Origin of the sequence: Brevibacillus choshinensis, from assembly GCF_016811915.1 — a bacterium.
Taxonomy (GTDB): Bacteria; Bacillota; Bacilli; order Brevibacillales; family Brevibacillaceae; genus Brevibacillus; species Brevibacillus choshinensis_A.
The window spans coordinates 3691410-3703531 of record NZ_CP069127.1 but is presented as its reverse complement, the minus strand read 5'-3'; the positions used below and the strand labels follow the sequence as shown (position 1 = coordinate 3703531).

Here is a 12122-nt window from a genome sequence, read left to right as displayed (position 1 = left end):
GTTCCACCTTCTTTCAGGCATCCAGTGATTGACGGTGCGCGCTGACGCGGTTCCCGTACCAAAACGGCAAGTAAAGGAGGGTGAAAAAGAGAAAGGCCACGCCCTCAAGGGAGAGGATGTACCAGGGGTATGGTCCCAGAAAATCCATCAATCCCGCCTGCTGCGGTTTGTGTGAGACAAAGAGGTAATTTCCCCCCGTCCAGCGATTGACGGGAAGGGCAATCAGCAATAAAGCGTTGAGGGTCAGCATCGATTTCCATACGGATGAAAAGGTGGGACGATATCCTTTGACCCAAGACATGTATAGGCAAGCCAGGACGATTCCTTCATGAGCCACAAAAAAGTGAAAGAAACGAAAATGCGGGAACGGGTAAAACAGCTCTGGAGTTAGAAGCGCAATCCCAGCACCAGCGATCCCGGCAAAAAAAGTGATCTCGAAAAGACGGTAGCTGCTGGTCGCCAGCATGAAAATGGACAAAATCAGTGTGACACTGCAAAGCTGCAAGGGCAATGACTCGCGCAGGGACCACGTGCCCATGGCAAGATGCCACCAGTGAAAGCTGATTTCAGACAGGGCGAGTACACCTGCGAGGCTCCATCGTGCGATTGGGTCGACGATGGGAGCCCGAAGCTTTTGGCGGAGCACACAAAGAAGCCCGAGAAGCGCAAAGAAAACGAGCAGGCTGATCAGGTGACTGGCTGAAAATAATTGAAAAGGAGCAGTGGTAATCGTATAGGCGAAATTCGGTGAGGTCATCGTATCCTCCATTTGGGAATTGAGCGTTTATTAAAAGAATTCACGAAATTTTAACACAAAGCTACTGGTTCCATTGAATCGGTGCGTTATAATGAGACTAGACCAATGTACATCAATGAGAGGAGATATAGTCTTGAACTTGGTATTAACGGAAAAACAATGTAAATCGTGCCAAGCCCGCTTGACGGAGTACGAAATTGAGAACAACGGTGCTCTTTGCATCGAATGCTACAAAGAAGAACAAGCCGATCAAAAGTAACAACATGAGGAAGGGCACCAGGCAGCCCCGCACCATTTCAGAATAAGGATTCTCACGTACCCCTCTTCGCATGCGGAGAGGGGTACGGCTTTTCAGAAAATGACCCAAAAGAATAACCGACTAAATTATACCATGAATACCACAATGTAGAATTACGTACGAGGGAATGGGGTGTTTTTGAAAAGAAATAGACAGAAAGTATTGAATTTCCCTTCTCGCTTCACTAAAGTAAAGTTATAATCAATTATCAAGGTAACGCTTTACCGTAGCGTAAAGAAGGGAACGAATTCATATGAGACGGATCATCATCATTGGGAGCAGTGGGGGAAACCTGTACAATTTAGGAGGGAAAGACCCGCAAAAGCTGTTGGGTGAAATACGAACGCAGGCAAAAGCAGCTGGGGTGGAAATCGCCGGGATCCAATTTATTGCAGCGCGAGGCTCCATGGATACGGCAGGAAAAGGGACACATGCAGAAGTGTATTGCTTGGATGCGGAATCCGGGACACCCGTTGTATCCTATACGGGTACTCTGGAGGCATGCAACGAGTGGGTCCGGGGCACGGATGAGGCACTGGCACTTGCGCTGCAAAACGGCCAGATAGACGGGATGATCAGCATGAGTGCAGATCCGAATGGGGCCAATGAAAAAGTCGTGAATGCGGCGGTCGAGAAGAAAGTGCCCATCGTAGGGACGGGCGGGACTTCAATGGCGCTCATCAGTGCCAAAGGAGCTCATGTCCTATTGACTTCGGGCACGACGGGTACAACCAACCGGACGCGTGCAATCAGCTTTGTCACCGCTTTTGCCAAGCATTGGGGAATAACCTACCGCCCGATGATTGGAGATGCCGCGCAAGCAGGAGCCGCATCTGACAAGCCGTGGAAACGGATCAACATTCGCGGAATCATGATGTCCTCGCTTCCGGGGTTCATTGCCTTGGCGTTAGTCCTGGCCCTCAGCAAAATTCCGGGGCTGGACATGCTCAGCGGAGTCTTCGATGTGTTGATCAAAGCCTTGCCGGTTGTGATTGCAGCGATTGCGGCCAAGCAGGTGTCAGACATGGAGGAAGTGTCGGTCGTAGCGGGTGTGCTGGCAGGCATTTTGTCCACAGATGGCGGAATCATCGGGGGAATGATTGGCGGGATCGGAGCAGGGCTGCTCGTCAACGTGCTCTTTCGCAAATGCATTGAGTGGAAATTCCCGACTACCACGGTCAATATCATTGCAGGTGGCGTATCCGGTTTGGCAGCAGGCTTGATCGTGTACTACCTGCTGGCGCCGATTGCCCTCCAGGCGGGGGAGTGGGTCAAAGTGCTCATCGAAGGGGCAGTCTCCTACAGCCCAGCTCTGGCGGGCTTGATCGCAGGCTTGCTCATTTGGCCGGCGATCATCGGGGGAGTCTATCATGCAGCCATTCTCCCCATTGTCTTGCTGGAAATGGAGAAGACAGGGAACAGCTTCTTAGGGGCGGTCGACATGGTGGGGTTGGTCATGGTATCGGCAGGGATCACCCTGGCGAATATCATATCACCGCGCGAAAAGAGTGAAGCGACTGTCGCGACACCTGGCTTTCTCATCAATATGGGCTTTGGGACGTTTGTGGAAGCGGCCTATCCCTTTATGTTCTCCAATAAGTTGGTGTTCGCGGGTGCCATAGTGTCATCTGGGATTGCAGGGATGATGGTGGGCGTCTTCGATGTTCGGGGAACCGCTTACGTACCATCGGTCATGGCTCCGCTTCTGTCCAACAACATGCTGGGCTTTATCGCAGCGATGGCAAGCGGCTTGCTATGCTCGCTCCTCATCACGCTGGCAGCGAATCAGATCGCGAAAAAGAAACAGGTGCAGCAAACGGGCGAGAAAATAAACGCGTAAAAAGACCCCCTGATCATGCCATCCAAATGGTAGGTCAGGGGGTTCTTATTAGGAGAGGTAATTTACTTCTCAGGCAGTGGAACGATCAGCTCCATCCGTCTGCTTCCGTCTTTCATGCTCGTTTCAAACAGGATCAGAGTGAGTGTGCTGTTGGCTTCCGCTTTTTTCACGTTGATCGTATGAGAAAAGTCGCCCCAGGCCGGTGCCCCGGCGGAAGTCTGAAAGGATCCTTTGGTGAGCTCATTGTGGCCATCCTCAACGACATAGCTTACGACTCCTTCGAATACTTGCGCCTTGCCTGTGACTTCAAATGTGTCTGTGCCGGTTTTTTTCACGGTCACATCTTTGAAAATATCGTTGGAGTAGGAGTCCGGTGGTTGTTGATCGCCGGGCTTCTGCTCCGGAGCTGGCTCGGGCTGTGTCGTGGCCGGCGGCTGCTGGGGAGCGGGTGTGGGCGTCTGCGGTGGTGCGGCAACCGGCGGTTTTTCAGTATCGGCAGGAGGCGTGGGTGAGCTTTGGCTGGTGCATCCTTGCAGCAAGAAGACCGTTAGTAAAAGCATCGAAACCTTTTTCATGAAATCCCTCTTTTCTGTCGAGTTGATCAGCAGTTTTCTTACTTACTAAGACGCGAAAACAAGCGATAGTGTTCCAAAGGCGTTCACAACGACATTTCTATGTTAGAATGGAGACGTAGCTTCATCCACTAATCGCAGAAAGCTGGTCGAAAAAGAATGTCAGAACAAACGTATCGAATTGAAAAGGATTTTCTCGGTGAAAAAGAAATTCCTGTACATGCCTATTACGGTGTTCAAACTATGCGTGCAACGGAGAACTTTCCGATTACGGGCTACCGTCTGCACTCATCCCTGATCAACGCCATGGCGATGGTAAAAAAAGCGGCAGCAATCGCCAACATGGAAGTTTCCAGGCTGAATCCACGCTTGGGTAACGCAATTGTAAGCGCTGCACAGGAAATCATCGAAGGAAAATGGCATGATCAGTTCATCGTTGACCCGATTCAGGGCGGAGCAGGTACATCCATCAACATGAATGCCAACGAAGTGATCGCAAATCGTGGGTTGGAAATTTTGGGGGAGAAAAAAGGGGATTACTTCCACCTCAGCCCAAATACCCATGTCAATATGTCTCAATCTACAAACGATGCATTCCCGACAGCGATCCATATCGCCACCCTGGATCTTTTGGAAAAACTTCTGGTGACCATGGAGGACATGCATGATGTCTTCGGTCAAAAAGCACACGAATTTGACGATGTGATCAAAATGGGCCGTACCCACCTTCAGGACGCGGTGCCGATTCGTCTGGGACAAGAATTCGAAGCCTATCGTCGGGTGCTGGAGCGCGACATCAAGCGCATCAAGCAGTCCCGCCAGCATCTCTACGAAGTGAACATGGGAGCTACGGCAGTCGGTACTGGATTGAATGCCGATCCGCGCTACATCACGACCGTTGTGCAGCAATTGGCAGACATCACAGGCTTCCCTCTGACAGGGGCAGAACACCTGGTGGATGCGACGCAAAACACGGACGCATATACAGAGGTATCCGCTGCGCTGAAGGTTTGCATGATGAACATGTCCAAAGTGGCAAACGATTTGCGTCTGATGGCATCCGGTCCACGTGCCGGGCTCGGTGAGATTTCCTTGCCAGCACGTCAGCCTGGTTCTTCGATCATGCCAGGTAAGGTCAATCCGGTGATGGCAGAAGTCATTAACCAAGTTGCGTTCCAAGTAATCGGAAATGACCACACCATTTGTCTGGCTTCCGAGGCAGGCCAGCTGGAATTGAACGTAATGGAGCCGGTACTGGTCTTCAATCTGCTGCAATCGATCAGCATCATGGATAATGCGTTCCGCGTCTTCACCCAGCACTGCTTGTCAGGCATCGAAGCCAACCGCGAGCGAATGAAAGAATATGTAGAAAAGAGCGTAGGTGTCATTACGGCAGTGAACCCGCATCTGGGGTATGAAACAGCTGCTCGTATCGCGCGTGAAGCGATTTTGACTGGCAAATCTGTACGGGAATTGTGCCTCCAGTACAACGTTTTGACAGAAGAAGAACTGGATCTGATTCTCGATCCGTTTGAAATGACACATCCAGGCATTGCCGGAGCGTCCTTGCTGGACAGAGAATAAGAACTGACCCATGGACGGTTGAAAAAAACTCCCGCGACCACGACTGCGTTGGTTGAGCGGGAGTTTTTTGCTGTCCGGGCTCAGCGGGGAGGGAGCTGATCCAGCGATTTAAATTCGTAGCCCTGCTTGCGTGCTTCGTCGATGATGGCCCCGAGCGCATCCGCATTGTCCTTGGAGACGGAATGCAGCAAGATGACGGCCCCCGGATGCAATTGCGACATGACGTTGTCGTAGGCGTACTTCCAGCCGTGCTGCACCTTGGTATCCCAATCGCGATAGGCCACGGACCAAAAGACGTTGGTGTAGCCCAATTCCTTGGAGGCAGCCAAGGTGCGATCACTGAAGATGCCGCGAGGAGGACGCAAATAGCGCATCTCCTTTTGACCGGCCACTTGCGCCACGGCATCTTTTACTTTCGTGAGCTCCTCTTTGACTTTCGCATTTGGAATCGTGGTCATATCCGGATGGCTCCAAGAGTGATTCCCGATCAAATGCCCTTCAGCAGCCATTCGCTTCAGCAGTTCAGGCTGATCCTTCACATAATGGCCTGTGACAAAAAAGATAGCAGGCACCTTTCGCAAGAGAAGGGTGTCTAAGATCGCACCGGTATAGCCATTTTCGTAGCCATTGTCAAAGGTTAAGTACAATTCCTTTTTTGTCGTGTCCCCTAAAAAGACAGCGCCATGCCGATCCACAATGCCTTTGAATCCTTCTTCGCTGATGGAGGGCAGCTGTCCGTTTTTGCTTTTCTTGAAACCAAAGTGATAGGGATGATCCGATACGGCGAGGGCGGAGTGAATCGGTGAGAGCACCAACAGCATCAGGCATATGCCAATCAGTTGCCAGCGAGATATCCGATGCTTTTGCTTTGGCAGCTTTGCAATCAGCTTGTCCATCATACTTCACGTCCTTTTCTTGTGCTAACTTACGTTGTCCATGAAAGTTTGTCCAGTCTCTTTCCATTTATGTAACGCAGAAGCGAGCGCTTCAAACAAGAAGTTGGGTGTAAATCAAATGGGAAGGTGGGACAGCTGCACATACAACCAGAAGACATCCGTCATACCATATCAAAGTCAACGGTGACATCGCTGACGATTCAAATGTGAGATCATCCAGTACCAGGAGGTGTCAGTCATGGGGCTGCAGTGGTTGAAGTATTTGAGAGATGAAGTCGGTAATGACGAAGGTATCGAAGAGATTGAGGTCAAAATCGAGTATGAAGACGGAACCAAGAAGAAATGGATCTTTGTTGGAGATAATGAGCCTATTTTTGAAGACGGAGAAGATGAAGAGGATGAAGAGGACGAAGACGAATCTTCAGAGGACGAAGGCTTGGAAGACGAAGATCAGTAATCGGTGAAGCTCTTACTAAGAAGGGAAGGGATGCGTTTATGACGCATTCCTTTCTTTATTACATAGTGGGAGATGGACGTGATCTGTTATCATAGAAGAAATGAGTAAACTCGGCACCCGTTTGAAAAAGAAAGGAAATTTCCATGAACGTTCAATTGACCCACCGCATCATTTTGCAGCGATGCGGCAAAATTTCCTATGAAAAAGGAAAGGCGTACCATCGTGCCAGAAAAGTGAGTTTCACGGATTACAATCCGTATCGCCCGAGCTATGAAGCGACTGTCAAAGGAAGTGCCCATGTCAGTCATCACGTCACCATCGATTGGGATGAAGATGGGATGGAAGCGACTTGCACGTGCCCGACGCTGAATTCCTACCATCAGGATTGTCAGCATATCGCTGCCGTTCTCATTGCCATACACGAGCTTGATCTGGATGGCAGGACTCCAGTTTTAGCGGGATCTGACGAGACAGGCAGAGGTGATCGTGTCCATTCCGCATTCGATAAACAATTGACGAGCGATGTGCTAGGGCTGTTTGCAGCACCGTCGATCAAACCCTTGCGAACCCGTTTTGACACCAGAACGCCTCTGGAAGCAGAGTTCGTATGCAAAGTGGTCACATATGGCTACCACAAGCACATGTTTGGAATCGAGCTTCGGATAGGCTTGAAGCGACGGTACATTGTGAAGAAAATAAAAGATTTTCTGGAGGGGATCGAGCGGGGAAAGCCCTATGAGTTCTCCAGCCATTTTACGTACGATCCCGCGATCCATTGCTTCGCCAAGGAAGACGAGGAAGCTCTGAGAATGCTGATGGACATTTATCAGAACGAAAAAATGTACCGGGAGACTTCTTCGCGCTCGTCCATTCCAAATCGCGATCATGAGACGCGGACCCTGCTCGTACCTCCTGTCTCGTGGGAAAAGCTGCAGCAGTCCCTGCAGCATGCGCGCTATGTGAGCTTTGAGGAGGCACACGAAGGGATCACTTATTCAGACGAGCCTTTGCCGCTGCATTTTTCGTTTGACAAAGGACGTTCCGACGACCACTACCAAATGGCAATAGAGGGCCTGGAGCACGTGACCGTTATGGAGTCTTACGGCGTAGCCGTTGCTGCAGGGAAATTGCACAAGCTGTCGCCTGTGATGAGCCATCGCCTCTCTCAGCTAAAAAGCATGTTGTCCGTATCACGCAAAAACGACCTTCAAATCTCGCAGGAGCAGATGGAACCTTTTATGGTGCAAGTTGTTCCTGAGCTGATGAAAGTCGGAAATGTGGACATCACTCCATCTGTATCCTCCCGTTTGGTCCGAACACAGCTTCAGGCAAGACTGTATTTGGACCGAATCAGGGATCGACTGCTGGCTGGTCTCGAATTCCAATACGGCGATATCGTTTTGAATCCGCTGGAGGATGCCTCACAGGCCCGTGGTACGGACTTGATTATCATGCGGGAGGGAGAGCGGGAGCGGCAAATCCTGGAGCTGATGGAGAGGAGTGCCTTTACCCGTACGGAATCAGGTTATTACATGGAAGATGAAGAAGCGGAATTCGACTTTCTGTATCGGATGGTGCCTCAGCTGGAAAAGCTGGTAAAGGTCTATGCAACCACGGCAGTCAAAGTCAGATTGGAGCCGGCTGCCAGTCCGCCGAAGATCAGGGTGGATATCGACGAGCAAATGAATTGGCTGGAATGCAAATTCGATATAGATGGAATACCGGAGTCGGAGATTCGAGGGGTGCTTCGATCCCTGGAGGAAAAGAGAACGTACTACCGACTCCCGAACGGTGCGATGCTCCCACTCGAAGGCACGGGTTTCGAGGATATCCGACGCTTCATGAATGAGATGGGGATACGCGGGAAGGATGTCCAAGGTGCGGAGCTGCGCCTGCCTGTCGTTCGTGGACTTACGATGATGGATACCGATAGCAGAGGTACTGCAATCACTGTGGGAAAAGCGTTTCGCAGACTCCTCGATAACATGCGCAATCCGGATAACCTGGACTTTCCGGTACCCAAGAGCTTGGAAAATGTCCTGCGCGACTATCAGGTGTACGGGTATCAATGGCTGAAGACGCTCGCCCACTACCATTTCGGCGGAGTGCTGGCTGATGATATGGGGCTTGGAAAAACCGTCCAGAGCATCGCCTTTCTCGTGTCCGTCCTGCCTGAAATCAGAGAGCGCAAGCAGCCTGCCTTGATTGTCTCGCCGGCTTCTCTCGTGTACAACTGGCGCAATGAACTGAAGAAGTTTGCTCCCGACGTCCGAGCAGTCATCGCGGACGGCACCAAAGACGAACGGTTAGAGATCCTAAAGAAGGTGTCAGAGGTTGACGTCGTGATCACGTCCTACCCCTTGCTGCGCAGAGATTTCGGTGCTTATGAAGAGAGTTCCTTTCATACGCTCATTTTGGACGAGGCGCAGGCTTTCAAGAACCACACGACTCAGACCGCACATGCGGTAAAAGGGATTCCTGCAGGATATCGATTTGCCCTCACAGGTACACCTGTAGAAAATGGTTTGGACGAGCTGTGGTCCATTTACGATGCGGTATTCCCGGGTCTTTTTCCTGCCCGAAAAGCCTTTCACGAGCTCTCCAGAGAAGCGGTGGCCAAAAGGGTACGCCCCTTCTTGCTGAGAAGAGTAAAGACCGATGTCTTGCGGGAGCTTCCCGAAAAGATTGAGACCCTTCAGGCCAGCGCGCTCCTGCCGGAACAGAAAAAGCTCTATGTGGCCTATTTGGCAAAGCTGCAGCAGGAAACATTGAAGCATCTGGATAAAGAAACCTTTCACCAAAACCGAATCAAGATCCTAGCCGGCTTGACGAGGCTCCGCCAGCTATGCTGCCATCCAGCGCTCTTTGTGGATGACTATGAAGGGGGCTCGGCCAAATTCGAGCAATTGATGGAAATCTTGGAGGAATGCCGAAACTCCGGCAGACGTGTATTGTTATTCTCGCAATTTACAAAAATGCTCGAACGGATCGGGCGGGAGGTGGGCTACAGCGGAGTTCCGTTTTTCTATCTGGATGGAGACACTCCGGCAGCGACGAGGGTGGAGCTGTGCAATCGGTTTAATGAAGGGGAGAGGGATCTGTTTCTCGCCTCACTCAAGGCAGGCGGTACGGGATTGAATCTGACGGGGGCGGACACGGTCATTCTGTACGATCTGTGGTGGAATCCTGCGGTCGAGGAGCAGGCAGCAGACCGGGCGCACCGCATCGGGCAAAAAAATGTGGTGCAAGTCATCCGGCTCGTCGCAGAAGGCACTGTGGAAGAGAAAATGTTTGAGCTTCAACAAAAAAAGAAGAACCTCATCCAGGAAGTGATCCAACCAGGACAAGAAGCGTTGTCCAGTTTGACGGAACAAGAGATTAGAGAGCTCTTGATGCTTTGAAAAAGAAGGAAGCTCTGGCAAGGGGGCTTGGTCTGTATGTCGATACAGCCCAAGCCCCCCTTTTATTTGACTTATCTCGTATGGATATTTGTCCGTTTCCTGTTCAAAATAGAACGAATAGTTTATTAAGAATTCGTAAGGAATTTTGAAATTGGACCGCGGGGGGAATGGAATGGAACAGTTTCTGATTACACCGTGGGATACTCGCATAGGTTCTGAGCCGACTCCTTTGGATTGGGATTTGACGGTGCCGCCAGAAGTAGATGCGATAGCGGAGCAGGTCATCAAGCAATACGATATGACCGTTACTTCTCGTACGCTGATTACTTCCAAGCCAGATAAAGGTGGAGCCATCTGGCGGATCGAGACAGATAAAGGGCCTCGCAGTCTCAAACTCCTGCATCGCAATCCAGAGCGCAGCTTGTTCAGTGTGGGACTGCAAGAGTATGTGGTTCGGCAAGGCGCACGGGTGCCTGCTTTGATTCCGGCGAAAGACGGCAAGCTATTCGTGGAAATGGGCGGTAAGCTTTGGATTGTTACGGACTGGATCGATCTTACGCCTGCCACGAAGGTGGATTTGATAGGCGCACAGGAGTTGTGCTACGGGCTCGGTGAATTCCACCGGCACACCAAAGGGTACGTGCCTCCGTTTGGCGCGAAAAACTCCTCCCGATTGTATCGATGGCCCAACTATTATCAAAAGATTGCTAAGAAGATCGGTTGGATGAGAGAGATGGCCAAGGCGTACACCGATACTGTCGCTAGTCCATCCATCCTCGCCGTCGTCGATCAGTACGAACAGCAGGCAGTGGAGGCATTGAATCGGTTGAATGCTTCCGCATACCCGCGAATGGTTGCAATGGGTGAACCTCATTGGGGGCTTGTGCACCAGGATTACGGATGGTCAAACGGACAGAATGGTCCCGGCGGGCTGTGGGTAATCGATTTGGACGGTGTATCATACGACTTGCCGTTTCGGGATCTGCGCAAATTGATCACGAGCACGATGGACGATATGGGGGTCTGGGATTTGACATGGATGCGCGGCATGATCGATGCGTATCATCAAGCGAATCCTCTCGATGCCGAGTCCTACGAGGTCCTCCTGATCGATATGGCGGTCCCGAATGAATTTTACAAGCACTTGAAGGAAATGTTTTTCGACCCCCTCACCTTCTTGAATACGGAAGCAGAGGACATTCTGCAGCGGGTGGTCGCGACTGACCAATCAAAAGCCCAAGCCCTGGCAGAGCTTGCTGCTGACAAGGGGAAATACAAGGCAAGCAATTACGAGCAGCTGGCCGCAGCAGTGGAACCGCAGCGAGTGCCTTCCGAGAGCAGCAAGTGGGATGAAACCAGTTGGGGCCTGCAACCGCAAAAGGCAGCCACATCTGAGGAAACGTCCGTATCGAGAGAAAAAAGAACGGAAAAAGTCACAGTCAAAAAGAAAAAGCTATCGAAATCGGTTGCAGATGATCGCATCATAGCTGCGGATGCAGATGCCAAAGGCTCTCTGGCCAATTCCGGGGCATCCGATAACAAAACAAGTAAAGGACAAAAAGACGCGAAATCATCTGGACACGAAGCAAATGAATCCAATTCCATTGCATATAAAGGAAAGTCAGCCAAAAATGCAAAGGCAGAAAAAGTAGCGAAGTCTGTCAAAGATGAAAAGTCAGCCAAAGAAGCAAAAGCAGCTACAGAGGCAAAAACAGCCAAAGACGAATCCAAATCTACAGCTCGAAAAGCAAAGCTCGTGACAATCGATCCTCAAAAGGCCGGAAAGAGCAAAACTACGGCTGGATCAACCGACCAGCAAGTGAACCATTACTCGGAAGAAAGCACGACGAAAACTCGCAGGACGTCTTCCCAAAATGTCATTGATCTCGCCCCTCATCTTGCCAAACAGACCTCTGTGAAAAAGAAGGCGGTACGGAAGAAAACAACGAGTGCGAGAACTTCCACCGCCAGGAAAAAAACGACAACTCTTGCGCAAATCAAACAGGAAGCACAAAAGAAAAGGAAGAACGCTTCGGCTAAACTCACAACTTATCAGCAGCGAAAAGCCAAGCAGACAAAGCAGGCAGCAAAAGAGGGGAACAAATCGACTGCAAAACAGGCTGCGAATTCCGTCAGACGAACAACAACTAGCGGAAATAAAACGAATCAAGCGGCTTCGTCAAGCATCAAGCGCACGTTCACCAAGGTCGCTGCACCAAGTAGGAAAATGAGCAAACAGGCAGCGTATAGTTCGAGTGCGAAAAAAGGGGTAAAGTCAAGAGGCGTGCGATGAGCCGTACGAGGAAAGGAGAATTCG

At 50.8% G+C, this 12122-nt stretch carries 9 protein-coding genes; 6 read left to right on the top strand and 3 right to left on the bottom strand.

Going from position 1 to position 12122, the window contains the following annotated elements; genetic code table 11:
- Positions 1-13: 13 nt before the first annotated feature.
- Positions 14-757: a YwaF family protein gene (locus JNE38_RS18640; RefSeq protein WP_203255126.1), complete on the bottom strand. Its 744-nt coding sequence runs from the start codon at positions 755-757 to the stop codon at positions 14-16.
- 133 nt (positions 758-890) lie between these two features.
- On the opposite strand from JNE38_RS18640, the gene JNE38_RS30975 reads away from it, so the two are divergent.
- Both JNE38_RS30975 and JNE38_RS18635 read left to right on the top strand, forming a co-directional pair.
- Positions 891-1016, top strand: coding sequence for a hypothetical protein (locus JNE38_RS30975; protein ID WP_275296586.1), 126 nt, complete (start codon positions 891-893; stop codon positions 1014-1016).
- Positions 1017-1308: 292 nt separating this feature from the next.
- Positions 1309-2895 carry a PTS sugar transporter gene (locus tag JNE38_RS18635; protein ID WP_203255125.1) on the top strand — a complete coding sequence of 529 codons (1587 nt, stop codon included), beginning with the start codon at positions 1309-1311 and terminating at the stop codon, positions 2893-2895.
- A 62-nt stretch (positions 2896-2957) separates the two neighbouring features.
- On the opposite strand, the gene JNE38_RS18630 is transcribed toward JNE38_RS18635, so the two are convergent.
- Complete coding sequence (locus JNE38_RS18630) at positions 2958-3470, bottom strand: Gmad2 immunoglobulin-like domain-containing protein (protein ID WP_203255124.1); 513 nt, start codon at positions 3468-3470, stop codon at positions 2958-2960.
- 156 nt (positions 3471-3626) lie between these two features.
- Here JNE38_RS18630 and aspA point away from each other — a divergent pair, with 156 nt between their 5' ends.
- Positions 3627-5051, top strand: a complete 1425-nt coding sequence (gene aspA, locus JNE38_RS18625; protein ID WP_203255123.1) for an aspartate ammonia-lyase — start codon at positions 3627-3629, stop codon at positions 5049-5051.
- 80 nt (positions 5052-5131) lie between these two features.
- On the opposite strand, the gene pdaA is transcribed toward aspA, so the two are convergent.
- Positions 5132-5872, bottom strand: a complete 741-nt coding sequence (gene pdaA, locus JNE38_RS18620) for a delta-lactam-biosynthetic de-N-acetylase (protein ID WP_238933740.1) — start codon at positions 5870-5872, stop codon at positions 5132-5134.
- A gap of 313 nt (positions 5873-6185) precedes the next feature.
- Here pdaA and JNE38_RS18615 point away from each other — a divergent pair, with 313 nt between their 5' ends.
- The 3 genes from JNE38_RS18615 to JNE38_RS31090 all read left to right on the top strand — a co-directional run bounded on the left by JNE38_RS18615 (position 6186) and on the right by JNE38_RS31090 (position 12098).
- Positions 6186-6404 (top strand): DNA primase, encoded by a 219-nt coding sequence (locus tag JNE38_RS18615; protein WP_203255122.1) that lies wholly within the window; start codon positions 6186-6188, stop codon positions 6402-6404.
- Positions 6405-6547: 143 nt separating this feature from the next.
- Complete coding sequence (locus JNE38_RS18610) at positions 6548-9805, top strand: DEAD/DEAH box helicase (RefSeq protein WP_203255121.1); 3258 nt, start codon at positions 6548-6550, stop codon at positions 9803-9805.
- Positions 9806-9977: 172 nt separating this feature from the next.
- Positions 9978-12098, top strand: coding sequence for a CotS family spore coat protein (locus JNE38_RS31090; RefSeq protein WP_343071255.1), 2121 nt, complete (start codon positions 9978-9980; stop codon positions 12096-12098).
- The last annotated feature ends 24 nt before the right edge of the window (positions 12099-12122 follow it).